This window comes from Acinetobacter geminorum, from assembly GCF_013009345.1.
Lineage (GTDB): Bacteria > Pseudomonadota > Gammaproteobacteria > Pseudomonadales > Moraxellaceae > Acinetobacter > Acinetobacter geminorum.
This window is the reverse complement of the sequence record NZ_JABELE010000008.1, coordinates 42,275-58,561: the sequence shown is the minus strand read 5'-3', so window position 1 is coordinate 58,561 and position 16,287 is coordinate 42,275. Positions and strand designations below refer to the sequence as shown.

Below are 16,287 nucleotides of genomic sequence, written 5' to 3'. Positions count from 1 at the left end.
AAATAGAAAAGCATTAAAAGCTAGAGGGCTTTTAATGCTTGTTGCGCTTCTTGAACAGTTTTTTGATTATTGCGTTGTTGTCCAGCTTTTAAGATGGTCAACCAAAGTTGCTTTTTCATGGCCTGACTTTGGGCAAAACTTAAACCACGTCGTGCTAGAGACTCGGCATTAGAATATTGCTGTTTATGATTTGCCGTAAGGGCAAGAAATAGATATGTTTCTGCGGCTTGAGGAGCTAAACGCTGTGCTTGAAGCGCATAGCGTTCAGCTTCTGACCATTGCTGGTTTTTATAAGCCTGCTGTGTTTTTTGCATTAAAACTTTAAATGCAGGTAACTGGCTACCATCATCACTAAAATGTTGAGGCTTTTTCTGTTGAGGAACAATCACCTGTAAATTTTTACGTTGAATTTCTGGGTGATCATAAGGCGTAATTTTTACACCTGATGAAGTTTCCGTCTTTTTGACTGGAGGAGTAGGTGTTTTCTCTTGGGAGTCAGAATGATCGGGCAGAGTTGTACAGCCGACCATAAGAACAGCACCAATATAAAAAACACCTTTCTTCAACATATCCTAATTTCCTGTTAACGCTTAGTTGTTATAACTACCACTTGAAATTACACGTGAGTTGTTTGACAGATCTTGTTCCATCTGGTTTTCACTTTCACGAATATAACTGTCGGTATTATCATCCTGAGAATCAGGAATTGTGTTATCACTTTGTGGTGTATATGTTGGATCAACTTGATAATAAGGTGCTCCACATAGCGTAGCACGGTGCGGAACTGTATGGGTTAGCATCGGAATATACATTGCACCATCACATGCCTGAGCAGATAAATCACCCGTTGCACGGTCAATCCACTGCCACTGTACTGTGTCTGGTTGACGTAGATTTACAGGCGTTTGACGTAATTGTTTCATCACATTAATCCATACTGGCAATGCACCAGATGAACCTGTTAATCCAGTCACTTTGTTGTCATCTAAACCTAACCAAACTACAGCAACGTGGTTACCTGAGTAGCCCGCAAACCATGAGTCACGTGTATCGTTAGTCGTACCTGATTTACCTGCCAATTTTAAAGCAGGAGACAAGCTATTATAAGCTGCGCGACCAGTACCCGAAGACATGACCTGTTGTAGACCATAATTCATGATATAGCCAACAGACGGATCAATCGTTTGTTGAACATTCAGACCATAACGGTCAAGTAGGCGACCATTGGCATCTACGACAGATCGAATTGCACGAGTCGGATATTTAAAACCACCTGTAGCAAAGTTCTCATAAATTCCAAGAACCTCCATTGGTGACATATTGACTGCCCCAAGGAAAATAGAAGGGTAGGCAGGAATGGTCGACTCAACACCAAACTTTCTTAAGTTGTTGGTAAATGTAGATAAACCAAACTCTTGACCCAAGCGTACAGCAGAGAGGTTATATGAGTTTGCCAAAGCTTCACTCAGGCTGACTACACCATGTCCGCCACCACTGTAGTTTTTAGGTGTCCAGCTTTTGCCCCCATCTACAGGGACACTAATCGGTGCATCTTCAATTTGGGTTGCCCAGTTATAACGCCCAGATTCAATAGCACTTAAATAAATCACAGGTTTTAATAAAGAACCGACTTGGCGTTTTGCATCTACAGCACGGTTAAAACCAGTAAAGTCTTGTGTAGAACCAACAGCAGCAACAAGCTCGCCGTTTTCTGGATGTGCAATCAGTACAGCACCTTGTAAATTTTTCAAACGTGATGGGTTGCTGTTTGCTAAGCGCTCTACAGAAGCTTTAAACGCATTTTGAACTTGAGTTTGAGTAATAGGATCTAACGTCGTAAAAATACGTAAGCCTTGATTAGTTAAATCACTTTCTTGATATTCTGTACGTAATTGACGACGCACAATATCTAAAAAGTCAGGGAATTTTGCAGGACCTAAACTTGGTTTGCTTAGCACATTTAAAGGACGTGCAATTTCATCTTCATATTCTGCTTGAGTTAAATAACCCATTACACGCATGTTATTTAACACGGTATCGCGGCGTTTTTTTGCACCTTCAGGATTTTTCCATGGGTTATACAAAGAAGGGCCTTGCACTAAACCAACTAAATAAGCTTGCTGTGCGACACTTAGCTCACGTAACGGTAAACCAAAATAAAATTGAGAAGCCAAACCATAGCCATTAATTGAGTAGCTACCATTTTGGCCTAGATTCACTTCATTTAAGTAGGCTTCTAAAATTTCATCTTTGCTGTAATGCAGCTCAATGAGTAAAGCCATTAATGCTTCATTAACTTTACGTTTGAGTGTACGTTCAGGTGTGAGGTAGAAGTTTTTAACTAATTGCTGAGTCAGGGTTGAACCACCTTGACGTTTACCACCTGTGATATTACTCACTAATGCACGGGCAGTACCACGAATTGAAATACCGTGATGATGATAGAAATTACGGTCTTCTGTTGAAATTAAAGCTTCAATAAGTGGTTTAGGGACATTATTCAGTTTAATGAGAACACGGTCTTCATTATGTTGAGGGTAGATCCCGCCAATCAGAAGTGGCTCTAGTCGTGCAACACCAGTTGAAGAAGGTTTTGTACTTCGAACTTCAGCAACCTGATCATTTGCAAAACTTAACTCTAGTACTTGTTCGGGTTCAACACTGTCACCGTAATCAAAACCACGTGTATGGATATACATGTTGCTACCCTGAGTAACATAGGTTCCAGACTTGTCATAATTACTTGAAGTTTTGTAACCCAAAAGTTTTAATTCTTGAGTGAAATTTGCTTGGGTAATAGGCGCGTTATTATAAATTTCCAAAGGTCGTGCAAACACTTTGGCGGGAATATCCCACCGTTGTCCTTCAAATTTTTCACGGATAATATTATCTAAACGAATCAGATAGATACTAAGAGCAATAAAAGCACCAATGACCAAAATGGAAAAAATTAGTGCAAAGAAACCGATACCACGTTCAAACTTCATAAAAATGAGATAAAACCCTAACAATGCCTGTAATGATGCGATAGCTTGTCATCAATTTGCAATGATAAAACTGTGAATAATTGGAAAACTTAGATTGAATTTTACAGCATCTTGTTGTTATGTTTTTTTAAATTAATCAGGTTAATGTTATTATAGCCAAGTATCGCAGCGGAGCTTACTCATTCGTGCAAATTTCACATAAGTCCTTCAGAAACGTCGGGTTAATCGGTCGACCAGATAAATCATCAGTAGTAGAAACACTATGTTTAATTCATGATCATTTGTTGAACCTAGGCTTAAACCCCATTTTTGATCAGGAAACTGCTGAATTAGTGCCTTATGATCATGCACAAATAGTAAGTCGTCATTTATTGGGTGAAGTTGCTGATTTAGTCATAGTTGTTGGAGGTGACGGTTCTTTACTCCATGCTGCTAGAGCTTTAGTTCGCTACAATACGCCTGTTATTGGTATCAACCGCGGGCGGTTAGGTTTTTTAACTGATATCAAACCTTCAGAAGCCATTTTCAAACTTGACCAAGTACTTCAAGGGCATTTCCAGCTTGACCGCCGTTTCTTACTTGAAATGGAAGTAAGAACAAATGGTGAAGTCATTTATGACGCCATTGCTTTAAACGATGTGGTTTTGCACTCGGGTAAATCAGTACATATGATTGACTTCGAACTTAATATTGATGGTCAATATGTTTACCGCCAACATAGTGATGGTTTAATTGTTTCGACTCCAACCGGATCAACGGCTTATGCATTGTCAGGTGGTGGTCCAATTTTACATCCAAGTATGGATGCTATTGCATTAGTTCCAATGCATCCCCATACATTGTCATCACGTCCCATCGTAGTCGGTGGTCAAAGCGAAATTAAAATTGTTATTCGCGAAAATCGGGTGTTACCAATGGTGAGTGCAGATGGGCAACATAGTGTCTCACTCAATGTTGGAGACAGTTTACACATCCGTAAACACCCATTTAAACTAAGTTTATTACATCCACCAGGTTATGATTTCTATATGGCCTGCCGTACCAAACTTGGTTGGAACCAAGATTTTGAATCTTTTCAAAGAGATGAATCATGAATATTGAACAAATGCTATCTGTTTTAAACCCTGAAATTGTGGAGCGGTTAAAAACAGCAGTAGAAATTGGTAAATGGCCAAACGGCGTTGTTTTAACTAAAGAGCAACGTGAGACTTGTATGCAAGCTGTAATCGCTTGGGAGTTAAAGAACTTACCAGAAGATCAGCGTAGCGGTTATATTGACCGTGGTACAAAAGAAGAAGGTGAAGAGTGTGATGATGATCATCACAAGCATGAACCAGAATTTAAACCAATTCGTTTTGTTTAAAACTTAATAAGACAGAAAAATTATTTTTGGTTATTCCATACAGCCTTATATAGCATGTTTTTCATAAGTTATAGAATATAGGCTTTTATTACTTTTGAAGGATCAAAAGTAACCAAAAATCCTCTGTATCACTGATGATACTTCCTGTATCGCAGTGATACGGTCGACATCCATGTCGACCTTCACGATAGCATTTGTTAACTACGAATTAAGATTGCTTAAATTTCGTGTTTCCCATAACACTTTTGCTTTTTGCATCGCTTCTTCAAAGCTAGCAACAACTCCCATCGTATATAGCGCGATTCCGATGGTTTCTGTTACGGCCATTTCTCCATATTCATGGTGCTGCTGACCAAGCCATACTGCTTTAAATGTTGCTAAATCTAATTCTTCTTCAATTGGGCTTCGCTCAGGTGTGAGCTTTGGCAACTCATGTTCATAAAGCTCACCATTTTTAATACCACAAATCAGCGTTTTAGCATCTGGATTTCGTTCAAATTCACCACCTTCACCTTTAATAACGGCACTATTTTGATAGCCTAAGCGTAATGCGCTATGTTGGTGAGAAGTTCTATAAGCAGGGTGGAATATTGCTTGTAAGGTGGCTTTAGCGTTAAAAGGATTAATTAAACGAGCCAAAGTATGAATAGGCGAACGCAATCCCATGACATTTCTTAGAGATATCAAGTCGCTTAAAACTGGTGAAATCACATCTAGTGGTAAGTAAGCGAAATTTTGCTCTACTAATTGTGTACGGACTTCTTGTTCAGAATGACAAATTTGATAACCCAGATATTCTAATACTTGCTCTGTATAAACACGGTTAAGTGTGTGACCTGACGCACCATGCATAACAATTTTATGGCCATGCTGGGCAAGTGTAAGGGCGGCTAACAAAAACCATGGATAGTGTTTGCGCTTACCCGCATAAGATGACCAATCTAAATCAACATCTAAAGGTTCAAAATGAAGCTGATCTTTGGTCGCTTGCACAAACCCTGCAAGTTCATCAATCGATTCTTCTTTAACCCGAAGTAGCATTAAAAATGCACCTAGCTGCACATCTAGCACTTCACCTTTTAAAATCATGGTAAAAGCTTGATAGGCTTCTTCATAGCTTAAAGAGCGAGATCCGGTTTTCCCCTTACCTAAAATACGGACATATTGAGCAAAGGGATGTTCAGCATCTTTATAGATATTACGTTTAGTATTCATCGTAGTTCAAAACAATAAAAATGATGGGATGTAGGCAGCTCAAAATGAAATGTCCACAAGTATTTAATCAATATGACATAAAAAGCTGCTGAAAAAATATCAAAAGTGTTTCTTATACTAAAGTCTTAAGGCTGCCTGAGTGTTTTTTATGCGTATTAGCTAAAAAATTAACCGAATCGTTATTTAATTCGAGTAAACTTTCCCGTGCTTTTTTGAGCACTCATATCATAATTTTATGTGATTCTCCTATATCTTCAGCTTTTTATTGAAAAAGTAAGAGGTTATTTCTGGCTACTCAAAGTGGTTAGAAACTTCAGGTATTCTCCTGTTTTAGAAAACAGTTATTTTGTTTTCATTGAGGTAGTAGGAAGGTTTTTTGTTCACAAAAAACCATTTCCCTTTTGCGGTGTTAATGTGAAAGGTTAGGGCTGTGTATTCGTAAAGAATAGACGTTTCATTTTGGTATTTCCAACGGACTTGGAAATATAGATTGAAGTAAAGTTATGGCTAAAAAACCGATTTATAAATCACTTTATTTTCAGGTGATTATTGCGATTATTGCGGGTATCTTGGTAGGGCATTTTTCTCCAAGCTCAACGCAAATTGTCAATGGTGTCGAACAGCATATTCCGGGGTTAGGTGAAAAACTCAAGCCATTAGGTGATGCCTTTATTCGTTTGATCAAGATGATCATTGCTCCAGTTATTTTCTGTACCGTGGTAAGCGGTATTGCTGGCATGGAAAGCATGAAGTCAGTCGGAAAAACTGGCGGCGTTGCGTTGTTATACTTTGAAATCGTTTCAACAATTGCACTTCTAATTGGCCTTGTTGTAATTAACATTGCTAAACCGGGTGTAGGGATGAATGTTGACCCTACCACTCTAGATACTTCGGGCATTCAAAAATACGTCAGTTCTGGTGAGTCACAATCTACCATTGATTTCTTAATGCATATTATCCCTGATACGGTGGTTGGTGCATTTGCAAATGGTGAAATCTTACAAGTCCTTCTTTTTGCAATCCTCTTTGGTTTTGCTTTACATAAGTTAGGTGATGCAGGACGTCCAGTTTTAAAATTTATTGATCAAGTTGCACATGTGTTCTTTAACATTGTGAATATGGTCATGAAATTGGCTCCGATTGGTGCATTCGGTGCAATGGCATTCACTATCGGTAAATATGGCGTTGGTTCACTCGTACAATTAGGGCAGCTCATTATCTGCTTCTATATTACGTGCTTACTCTTTATCTTCTTGATCTTGGGTACAATCAGCCGTATTAGTGGATTCAGTATTCTTAAGATGATTCGCCTGATTCGTGAAGAGTTATTAATTGTACTTGGTACATCTTCTTCTGAATCTGTTTTGCCTCGCATGTTACGTAAACTTGAAATTGCAGGTTGTGAAAAATCTGTAGTTGGTTTGGTTATTCCAACAGGTTATTCATTTAACCTCGATGGTACGTCAATTTATTTGACTATGGCTGCAATCTTTATTGCTCAGGCAACAAATACACAGCTTGATATTCAACATCAGATTACTTTGTTGTTGGTACTCTTAATTTCATCTAAGGGTGCTGCGGGTGTAACAGGCTCTGGCTTTATTGTTATGGCTGCAACTTTATCTGCTGTAGGACATATTCCAGTGGCAGGTCTGGCATTGATTTTAGGTATTGACCGTTTCATGTCAGAAGCCCGCGCATTAACTAACCTTGTTGGTAACTCATTAGCAACGATTGTTGTTGCAAAATGGGTCGGTGCTTTAGATAAAGATAAGCTAAATGATGCCTTAAATAATCCAGATGAAGTCGACAGAAAAATGATGGAGCAAAAAACTCCTCAAGTCGCTGAAGGTTTAGATTAATTCAAATAAACCTATATAAAAGAGGAAGCTTGGGCTTCCTTTTTTATTGGCTGACTGAAAAGTACAGTTTTAATGAGCAGCTATGTCATGACAGTAGCTTAAAAAATGATTAGCATGCACAACAATCAGATTAGATAAAACAATAAAGCCGAAGGAAAATATTATGTTGGCATACGATGCAGATTTAGAATTATTCCGTGATAATTTTAAACGTTTTATGAATGAGCATATTGCACCGCAATACGATCAATGGGAACGCGAAGGAATTATGCCTCGCTCTGTCTGGAATCAACTGGGCGAAAATGGCTTTTTGTGTGTGGATGTTCCAGAAGAATACGGTGGTTACGGCGTACCAACCTATTATTCATTAATGTTGGTTGAAGAATCGGCACGTGCTGGATTCTGTGCATTATCAACAGCGATTTCTTGCCACTCTGAAATTGCTGCACCGTATATTTTGCACATCGGGACAGAAGAGCAAAAACAATATTGGTTGCCGAAAATGGTGACAGGTGAAGTGGTTGGTGCAATTGGTATGACTGAACCTGGAGCAGGCTCGGATTTACAATCAATGCGTACTAGCGCCATTTTGCAAGATGACCATTATTTATTAAATGGCTCAAAAACATTTATTTCAAATGGACAACATGCTGACCTTGTGGTGCTTGCAGTAAAAACTGATCCTCAAGCGCGTGCGAAAGGGGTGTCGTTATTATTGGCAGATACTCATCTGGAAGGCTTTAAGAAAGGTACCAACCTCGACAAAATCGGTCTGCATTCTCAAGACACATCTGAGCTATTTTTTGACAATGTTAAAGTTCCTAAAAACCAGTTACTCGGTCAAGCTGGACAAGGCTTTGCTTATTTAATGCAAGAGTTACCACGTGAACGTACAGCTATTGCATCTACCGCAATTGGCGCTATTCGTGGTGCAATTGATTTGGCAACGGCTTATGTAAAAGAACGTCATGCATTTGGCCAACCTATTTCACAGTTCCAAAATACGCGTTTTGTTTTAGCACAAGCAAAAATTGATGAGCTTGCTACGGCTGCTTTCTATGAGAGAAACGTTGCTCTATATCAAGAAGGCAAGCTAGATGTGGAAACTGCGGCAGCGCTTAAAAGTTTTAGCACTGACATGCAAATGAAAGTCGCAGATAACTTGCTGCAACTCTTTGGTGGTTATGGTTATATGACTGAATATCCAATTTCACGTTTCTTTGTAGATGCACGTATTCAACGTATTTACGGTGGTACAAATGAAATTATGAAAGAAATCGTAGCGCGTGGATTAATTGGCAAAGCCTAATTAAATAGATTTAAAAAAAGCCTACCTTTGAGTAGGCTTTTTTATATTACCTATTTGTTAGTTTGATGAATGACAGGATAGTCTTGTTGTTTCGGTAATTGCTGTAATGCATGATTCATCTTTCTTAAAAACTCATCAGCTTCATCTTGATGAAATGAATCTTCGGTGTATTTACTACGTTCTTGAAAGACGACACCACAACCCGTTATTTTCATATTTTCAGGATTAAATGACCAGTCATTTGGATTCTTTAAGTTAATGTTTAAATCACTTTCACAGCTTTTCCATAAACGTAAAAACTCATTTGATAATTCTGCTTTAAATCCTCGTGCTGGATAGACTGAAAATCCTTTCATTTCAGGATTAGAAAACTGTATAAACTTGTCTACTGGCATACCGCCCCAAATGATTGCTGTATCTGGTGGTAAATAGATACCTGATAAATTTTTCTCTTTTAAAGCATGTATTTGCTCAAATTTTGTCTGAAATGTTGCGACTTATAGGTCAGCTTGGTTTGAGGTGGGATTGGAATGCCACGAACTTGATTACCGACAGTCGTCATATAGTACGGAGAATTATCCCTACCATTGCATCCTGCGATTAAGGGACAACCGCCACAAGCCGTTAAACTAAAACTTGTAATACCCAGTAAGCCTAAAACAATAATTTTATTCATTCTATTTTACTGTTGTTATGACATATTGGGTCAGTATAACCAATCTATACATTAAGAGGACTATCTTTAAGAACAACGAAATAATCATCTTTAAATGTAATTATGTTTTTACTTGGCTGGCTGCTGCAAAGGCCCATCAAATAAAGATTTACAGCTTTCTAAATTTTGACATGAAGCAAACATAAGTGCTTTAGGCAAGCTCGCATACAAATTTGTAATGTGTTGTTCAGCAGGGTTATAAAAATGCCAATAACTAAATTGGTTTGAACGTTTATTTTCTAAAGCTTTAAAGAAATCTGCTTCATTAAATTTATTGTTAAGTTGAGTGTGAGGGCCACCTTGCTCATGTGTACCGACTGTGGTCATGAGGAAAGGGGAATGATTTGGTTTCTGACTTTGCCAATGATTTAACTTCTGAAATAACATGCCTTGGTCAAACCAGAGAGAAGGGCTTGCAGCAAAGTAACGCTGAAATGCATTTGGCTTTTGAAAAAAATGATAAAGCACAAACAAACCTCCAAAAGAATGTCCATAAAGACTTTGCTGTTGGCTATTAATCGGAAATTGTTTTGCAATTGTAGGCTTGAGTTCGCTATTTAAAAAAGCAATAAACTGATCAGCGCCCCCATATTTATATTTACCTTGTGCTTGAAATTCAGCAGAAGGTTTTGGAGTGTAATCATAAGCACGCTTTTGCACATCAAAGGTTTTTTGCTGAGGGTAACCAACTGCTACGATCATGAGTGGATCTAGTCCTAATTTAGTAGAACCAGCGCCAATCGACTGAGCAATATTGGTAGCACTTGGAAACGTAGCATTTCCATCTAATATATAAAGTACTGGATAACCATGTTGGGGTGGGGCGACAGGCGGTTTATAAATTTGAACAAGATAATCATGGGCTGTATTTTTAGATTTGATTTGAAATTGTGCCTGATTATTTTGAAAATCGATTTTTTGTTGATTTTGTATGGGCATTTCGGCGAAGGCAGAGCAGCTTATTAAAGTACTCGATAAAAAACTAGTAGATAAAAGGAAAAATGATTTTTGCATAATGGACGATAATAAAATTTATTATGCAAATGATAAATGAAAATCATTATCAAATAAAGTGATCAAGAAATGTGAGCAAAAAGGTTAATGAAAAAAGCTCTTACAGCTATATTGCCTAACAAATCAAAGCAGACTATTGTTATACTCTCGTTTAAAAGATGATTTTACTGAGGCTGCATTCTAATGATCAACGATGATCAAAACAAAACGACTTCTCTTAGTTTAGAACAAATTCGCGAAGATATTGATAGTGTAGATCAACAGATTCAAGAATTATTAAATCGACGTGCAAGCCTTGCTGAAGCTGTTGCAAAAGCTAAATTTGCTTCCGAAGAGAATCCTCTGTTTTATCGTCCTGAACGTGAAGCACAAGTTTTACGCAAAGTCATGGAGCGCAACCAAGGTCCTTTGTCTGATGTAACCATGGCGCGTTTGTTCCGTGAAATTATGTCTGCTTGCCTTGCTTTGGAAGCTCCGCAAAGTATTGCATTTTTAGGACCGGAAGGGACTTTTACTCAATCTGCTGTTCTTAAACACTTTGGTAAAGATGCAGTAGTTCGTCCATTACCAACTATTGATGAAGTGTTCCGTGAAGTAGAAGCAGGTAGTGCACATTATGGTGTAGTCCCAGTTGAAAACTCATCTGAAGGTATTGTGAACCATACTTTAGATTGTTTTAAAACATCGAATTTAAATGTGATTGGTGAAGTTGAATTGCGTATTCATCATCAATTCCTAGTGTCTGAAAATACACGTAAAGACAGTATTAAACAGATTTATGCCCACCAGCAAACTTTGGCTCAATGTCGTCAGTGGTTAGATGCGCATTATCCGGGTGTTGAACGTGTTGCCTTAAACTCAAATGCAGAAGCTGCACGCCGTATTCGCAACGAATGGCACTCAGCAGCAATTGCATCTGATATTGCAGCAGGTATGTATAACCTTGAAATCTTGCATAGCAATATTGAAGATAATCCGGAAAATACCACTCGTTTCTTAGTCATTGGCCGTGAAAAAATTCCACAAAGTGGCAATGACAAAACTTCATTATTAATTTCAGCACATGACCGTGCTGGTGCTTTATTAGAAATTTTAGCGCCGTTTGCAAAACATAATATTAGCTTAACAAGTATTGAAACTCGTCCAGCATTACCTGAAAAGTGGGCATATGTATTCTTTATCGATTTGGAAGGCCATATCGATCAAGAGAATGTTGCTGCGGCAATCAATGATATTCGTCCAATGGTAAAAGAGCTTCGTATTTTAGGTTCTTATCCTGCTGCCGTTCTCTAATTAATCATGTTGGAATAATGACATGCATCAAGATGGGCATGTCATTATGCTTAAAAACAAATTGCTCAAAGGATTAAATAACGTTGAGCAAAAGCAAAGTTGAAGTTATGTCACAACCCCTATTTAAAAAAGTTGCATTTATTGGTTTAGGACTCATCGGGTCGAGTTTGGCACGGGTTATTGTTGCCGAAAAGTTAGCGACAACTATTGTGGCTTCTACACGCTCACAGAAAACTTTAGAAGATGCAAAATCACTTGGCTTAATACAAGAAGGATTTTCTGATCCTGTAGAGGCTGTGAAAGGGGCAGATTTAGTTGTTTTAGCCTTGCCAGTACGTGCGACACAAAAAGTGCTTGAGCAAATTAAGCCTTATTTGTCAGAAAGCACGGTTTTAACAGATGTGGGAAGTACAAAAGGTAATGTTGTTGATGCAGCAAAAGCTGTATTTGGTGAAGATTTACCAGCAGGTTTTGTACCAGGACATCCTATTGCTGGTAGTGAGCATACGGGCGTTCATGCAGGTAAGGTTGATTTATTTGCAAATCACAAAGTTATTTTAACGCCATTACCAACAAGCGCAAAATGGGCAGTTGAGAAACTGATTCAACTTTGGTCAGCTGCTAAGGCTGAAGTTATTTGTATGGATGTTGCCAAGCACGATGAAGTTTTAGCACATACAAGTCACTTACCGCACTTGATGGCATTTAATTTGGTTGAGCAACTTGCAAACCGAGAAGATAACCTTGATATTTTCCGTTATGCAGCAGGTGGTTTCCGTGACTTTTCACGGATTGCAGCTAGTGATCCACAAATGTGGCATGACATTTTCTTTGCCAATAAAACAGCGATATTAAATGCTGTAGATGGCTTTGAAAAGCAACTTACCGTACTTAGAAAACTGATTGAAAACGAAGATTCTCATGCATTAATGGGTTTACTCGGCCATGCTCAGGCAGCACGTCAACATTTCAATCATATGTTAGCCAAAAAACCTTTAATGGAGAAAAATAAGGTGACACAGCAATTCAGTATCTTACCGGGAAATAAGGCATTTAAAGGTAAATTTACCGTACCGGGTGACAAATCTGTGTCACATCGCTCCATTATGTTTGGTGCTATTGCAGAAGGCACGACTCATGTCACTGGTTTCCTTGAAGGTGAAGATGCTTTGGCGACTTTGCAAGCTTTCCGTGATATGGGTGTAAGCATTCAAGGCCCGAAGAATGGTGAAGTGACCATTCATGGTGTAGGCATGCATGGTTTAAAAGCACCAGCGAGTGCCTTGTATATGGGTAACTCTGGAACCAGCATGCGTTTGCTTTCAGGTATGTTATCTGCACAAAAATTTGATTCAGTAATGACAGGTGATGCATCACTTTCTAAACGTCCAATGGAGCGTATTGCTAAGCCATTGCGTTTAATGGGCGCACAAATCCAGACAACAGGTGAGAAAGGTACACCACCTGTCAGCATTACGGGTAGCCAGCAATTAAAAGGTATTCAATACGACTTGCCAATGGCATCTGCTCAGGTGAAGTCGGGTATTTTACTTGCGGGCCTATGGGCTGAAGGTGAAACTTCGGTAACTGAGCCAGAACCAACTCGTGACCACACAGAGCGCATGCTTCGTGCTTTTGGTTATGATGTTAAAACCGAAGGAAATAAGATTTCTCTTGTTGGTGGCGGAAAATTAGTAGGTACTAATATTCAAGTTCCATCTGATATTTCATCTGCTGCTTTCTTTATGGTGGGTGCTGCAATTACAGAAGGTTCCGATGTTGTTCTTGAAGCTGTAGGTATTAATCCAACACGTACAGGCGTAATTGAAATTTTAAAACAGATGGGTGCTGACCTGACCGTTGAAAATGAACGTATTGCCGGTGGTGAACCTATTGCTGATATTCATATTAAAGGTTCACGCACGCTTAAAGGCATCCATATGCCTGAAGACCAAGTACCTTTAGCAATTGATGAATTCCCAGCTTTGTTTATTGCAGCAGCGTGTGCCGAAGGGCAAACAGTATTAACTGGTGCGGCGGAACTTCGTGTGAAAGAGTCTGACCGTATTCAGGTCATGGCAGATGGTTTAAAAATCATGGGCATTGACTGCACACCAACTGATGATGGCATTATTATCGAAGGTAAAGGCAAATCTGGCGATTGGTCACCAATCTTTGCTGGCGGTGAAATCGAATCACACCATGACCACCGTATTGCGATGAGTTTTAGCATGGCAGGTCTTCGTAATTCTGGTCCGATTACAATTCATGGTACTGAAACTGTGGCGACAAGCTTCCCAACTTTCACTGAGTTGGCGAATCGTGCAGGTTTAACAATCGAAGTTAGCCAATAACTTTTGACCTAACACATTTTATAATTGCTAACACAATAGCAACGGCAGCAGCGGGCTAAAGGCTTGGCTGCTGTTTGTTTATTGCTTATGCTAAGTGCAGATAATGATAAAAGTGTTAGGACAAAGGATGAAAAAATTACAATTTATTGCCAGTTGCCCGCAACATGGGGTGCTTGATCATCCACCAAATGAATGCCATATCACTCAAGAATATGTAGCGGCTTTACTGTTTAAACAATTGGGGCATTATGGCTTCGATGCACAGCATATTGTGCATGAACATGAAAAAGTAGAAGTGAGTATTGATAATCATCTTTTGCCATTATCGATTACTTGCCAGAAAACAGACCATGATGGGCATTTGATGTGTGAAATCTCTGCCAATCCAGATGAAGAACAAGATTGGTTTGAGAAAATCGAAACACAAAGTATTATTCGTCAGCTTGCACAGGCAGTTGAAAATAGCTTGAAAGCCGATCATAGCTTTTCAGCATTTGAGTGGAAAAGCTAAAATATATTGTTTTAAGAGCTTTTTATGAAGTGCGGCTTTTTAGAAAGTCGTACGATCTCTTTAGATTAAGATAAAAATACAAAATCTTTCCCGAAATCCCTACCTATCTTTAATGCATTGTGTATATTGAAATTATTAAGATATTTACATAATTAGAGTGTGGTTTTCATGACACAAGTTAATATTGCAGCGTTATCTCCTCAAGTGGTTTGGCAGCATTTTCAAACACTTTGCACTATTCCTCGTCCATCGAAGCATGAACAGCAGCTTCGAGAGTTTTTACAGAACTGGGCTAAAAGTCGGAATCTAGAAACTTATGTAGATGAAGTAGGAAATTTGATTATCCGTAAAGATGCGACTGCGGGTAAAGAACATGTGTCTGGAGTTATTCTTCAGGGCCATTTAGATATGGTTACACAAGCCAATACTGGTACGGTACATGACTTCTTTAAAGACCCGATTCGTCCAGTTCTTGAGGATGGTTGGCTAATTGCCAAAGACACTACTTTAGGTGCTGATAATGGCATTGGGGTGGCCTTAGCTTTAGCAGTTTTAGACTCAAATGATATTGCTCATGGCCCAATTGAAGTTCTTCTAACAGTTGATGAAGAAGCAGGGATGAGTGGTGCACGGCTTTTAGAGTCTGGGATCCTAAAAGGGAAATGGTTATTTAATATTGATACAGAAGAGTGGGGGCAGTTATATCTTGGCTGTGCTGGAAGTATTGATGTTGAAGTAGAACAACCACTTACTTATGAACCAATCCCTGAAAATCTGAACATTGTGAATATTCAGGTTGCGGGTCTTAAAGGTGGTCACTCTGGTGTAGATATTCATTTAGGACGTGGTAATGCCAACGTTATTCTGGCCCGCTTTTTAAATGAGTATTTAGCAAAGCTTGGTGGACACCTTGTTGAATTTACAGGTGGTACGGCCCGTAATGCTTTACCGAGAGAAGCTGTAGCGACTATTGCAATTTCATCTAACCAATTGCCTGAATTAGAAAAATTAATCGATGAATATCAAACAGCATGGAAAAAACAGCTACAAGGTGTTGATGACAATCTGCAATTAACTATTCAGCCTAATAGTGCTGAAGTGACCGAAGTGATTGCTCAACCACAGCAAAACGAGTGGTTGCAAGCTTTAGCAACAAGTCCTTATGGCGTTGCAAGTATGAGTCAAGCTTTACCAGATGTAGTTGAGACTTCAAATAATATTGGGGTCGTAAAACTAAATCGAGAAGGTGGAAAAGCTGTTTTAATGGTTCGCTCAATGGTGAATCAAGAAGCTCAAGATTTTGCAGAAAAAATTCAGGCACATTTTAGTCAATTTAATATTGCTTCTCCACTCACACCCTTAGTTTCGGGTTGGACACCAAATCCAGATTCGGCTGCTCTAAAGTGCTTACAGCAGGCCTATCAAAAGGCATTTAACATTGAGCCAAATCTTAAAGTGATTCATGCAGGCTTAGAGTGTGGGATTATTGCTGAACATTACCCACATTTACAGATGGTTTCATTTGGACCAGATATCCAAGGTGCGCATGCACCGGGTGAACGAGTAAAAGTTGATACTGTAGATAAATGCTGGAAGTTACTAGTAACTGCTTTGGCATCTGTAGAGTAATTTTTTTAAGAAATAAGAAGCTCAGTTATGAGCTT

At 38.9% G+C, this 16,287-nt stretch carries 12 protein-coding genes and 1 pseudogene; 8 read left to right on the top strand and 5 right to left on the bottom strand.

Translation table 11 applies throughout. The features are described 5' to 3' along the window. Nucleotides 1-20 precede the first annotated feature (20 nt). Nucleotides 21-569 carry a tetratricopeptide repeat protein gene (locus tag HJG58_RS09100; protein WP_170248642.1) on the bottom strand — a complete coding sequence of 183 codons (549 nt, stop codon included), beginning with the start codon at nucleotides 567-569 and terminating at the stop codon, nucleotides 21-23. Nucleotides 570-590: 21 nt separating this feature from the next. Continuing rightward, a complete protein-coding gene (gene mrcB / locus HJG58_RS09095) occupies nucleotides 591-2,987 on the bottom strand; it encodes a penicillin-binding protein 1B (protein ID WP_170248641.1) in 2,397 nt (798 codons plus the stop codon). A gap of 185 nt (nucleotides 2,988-3,172) precedes the next feature. Between mrcB and HJG58_RS09090 the strand changes: the two genes are divergently transcribed. Both HJG58_RS09090 and HJG58_RS09085 read left to right on the top strand, forming a co-directional pair. Continuing rightward, the gene (locus HJG58_RS09090) at nucleotides 3,173-4,081 is read left to right on the top strand and encodes an NAD(+) kinase (RefSeq protein ID WP_005073476.1); all 909 of its coding nucleotides are present in this window, start codon (nucleotides 3,173-3,175) and stop codon (nucleotides 4,079-4,081) included. Then, a complete protein-coding gene (locus tag HJG58_RS09085) occupies nucleotides 4,078-4,350 on the top strand; it encodes a YeaC family protein (protein ID WP_002118245.1) in 273 nt (90 codons plus the stop codon). Before HJG58_RS09090 ends, HJG58_RS09085 begins: the two co-directional genes overlap by 4 nt. Before the next feature lie 201 nt (nucleotides 4,351-4,551). Here the strand turns inward: HJG58_RS09085 and HJG58_RS09080 are convergent, their stop codons facing one another. Then, nucleotides 4,552-5,565 carry a glycosyl transferase family protein gene (locus HJG58_RS09080; protein ID WP_170248640.1) on the bottom strand — a complete coding sequence of 338 codons (1,014 nt, stop codon included), beginning with the start codon at nucleotides 5,563-5,565 and terminating at the stop codon, nucleotides 4,552-4,554. A 503-nt stretch (nucleotides 5,566-6,068) separates the two neighbouring features. Between HJG58_RS09080 and HJG58_RS09075 the strand changes: the two genes are divergently transcribed. Together HJG58_RS09075 and HJG58_RS09070 are read left to right on the top strand one after the other, a co-directional pair. Further along, the gene (locus tag HJG58_RS09075; protein WP_002118145.1) at nucleotides 6,069-7,427 is read left to right on the top strand and encodes a dicarboxylate/amino acid:cation symporter; all 1,359 of its coding nucleotides are present in this window, start codon (nucleotides 6,069-6,071) and stop codon (nucleotides 7,425-7,427) included. A 163-nt stretch (nucleotides 7,428-7,590) separates the two neighbouring features. Beyond that, nucleotides 7,591-8,736 carry an acyl-CoA dehydrogenase family protein gene (locus tag HJG58_RS09070; RefSeq protein ID WP_002118240.1) on the top strand — a complete coding sequence of 382 codons (1,146 nt, stop codon included), beginning with the start codon at nucleotides 7,591-7,593 and terminating at the stop codon, nucleotides 8,734-8,736. A 50-nt stretch (nucleotides 8,737-8,786) separates the two neighbouring features. Here the strand turns inward: HJG58_RS09070 and HJG58_RS09065 are convergent. Further along, nucleotides 8,787-9,412, bottom strand: a pseudogene (locus tag HJG58_RS09065) (hypothetical protein). Nucleotides 9,413-9,520: 108 nt separating this feature from the next. Then, entirely contained in the window at nucleotides 9,521-10,465 is a 945-nt protein-coding gene (locus tag HJG58_RS09060; RefSeq protein ID WP_170248639.1) for an alpha/beta hydrolase, read from the bottom strand. 183 nt (nucleotides 10,466-10,648) lie between these two features. On the opposite strand from HJG58_RS09060, the gene pheA reads away from it, so the two are divergent. The 4 genes from pheA to HJG58_RS09040 all read left to right on the top strand — a co-directional run bounded on the left by pheA (nucleotide 10,649) and on the right by HJG58_RS09040 (nucleotide 16,252). After that, nucleotides 10,649-11,758: a prephenate dehydratase gene (gene pheA / locus HJG58_RS09055; RefSeq protein ID WP_002049199.1), complete on the top strand. Its 1,110-nt coding sequence runs from the start codon at nucleotides 10,649-10,651 to the stop codon at nucleotides 11,756-11,758. 107 nt (nucleotides 11,759-11,865) lie between these two features. Beyond that, nucleotides 11,866-14,112, top strand: coding sequence for a bifunctional prephenate dehydrogenase/3-phosphoshikimate 1-carboxyvinyltransferase (locus tag HJG58_RS09050; protein WP_216076553.1), 2,247 nt, complete (start codon nucleotides 11,866-11,868; stop codon nucleotides 14,110-14,112). A 127-nt stretch (nucleotides 14,113-14,239) separates the two neighbouring features. After that, nucleotides 14,240-14,623 carry a hypothetical protein gene (locus HJG58_RS09045; RefSeq protein WP_044100993.1) on the top strand — a complete coding sequence of 128 codons (384 nt, stop codon included), beginning with the start codon at nucleotides 14,240-14,242 and terminating at the stop codon, nucleotides 14,621-14,623. A gap of 168 nt (nucleotides 14,624-14,791) precedes the next feature. Next, entirely contained in the window at nucleotides 14,792-16,252 is a 1,461-nt protein-coding gene (locus HJG58_RS09040) for an aminoacyl-histidine dipeptidase (protein ID WP_170248637.1), read from the top strand. Nucleotides 16,253-16,287 lie beyond the last annotated feature (35 nt).

What these genes read in the sequence shown, in the direction of transcription:
- HJG58_RS09075 (WP_002118145.1), top strand. Translation starts at nt 6,069, where the DNA reads ATGGCTAAAAAACCGATTTATAAATCACTTTATTTTCAGGTGATTATT.
- HJG58_RS09060 (WP_170248639.1), bottom strand. Translation starts at nt 10,465, where the DNA reads ATGCAAAAATCATTTTTCCTTTTATCTACTAGTTTTTTATCGAGTACT.
- HJG58_RS09100 (WP_170248642.1), bottom strand. Translation starts at nt 569, where the DNA reads ATGTTGAAGAAAGGTGTTTTTTATATTGGTGCTGTTCTTATGGTCGGC.
- HJG58_RS09080 (WP_170248640.1), bottom strand. Translation starts at nt 5,565, where the DNA reads ATGAATACTAAACGTAATATCTATAAAGATGCTGAACATCCCTTTGCT.
- mrcB (WP_170248641.1), bottom strand. Translation starts at nt 2,987, where the DNA reads ATGAAGTTTGAACGTGGTATCGGTTTCTTTGCACTAATTTTTTCCATT.
- HJG58_RS09050 (WP_216076553.1), top strand. Translation starts at nt 11,866, where the DNA reads ATGTCACAACCCCTATTTAAAAAAGTTGCATTTATTGGTTTAGGACTC.
- HJG58_RS09045 (WP_044100993.1), top strand. Translation starts at nt 14,240, where the DNA reads ATGAAAAAATTACAATTTATTGCCAGTTGCCCGCAACATGGGGTGCTT.
- pheA (WP_002049199.1), top strand. Translation starts at nt 10,649, where the DNA reads ATGATCAACGATGATCAAAACAAAACGACTTCTCTTAGTTTAGAACAA.
- HJG58_RS09040 (WP_170248637.1), top strand. Translation starts at nt 14,792, where the DNA reads ATGACACAAGTTAATATTGCAGCGTTATCTCCTCAAGTGGTTTGGCAG.
- HJG58_RS09070 (WP_002118240.1), top strand. Translation starts at nt 7,591, where the DNA reads ATGTTGGCATACGATGCAGATTTAGAATTATTCCGTGATAATTTTAAA.
- HJG58_RS09085 (WP_002118245.1), top strand. Translation starts at nt 4,078, where the DNA reads ATGAATATTGAACAAATGCTATCTGTTTTAAACCCTGAAATTGTGGAG.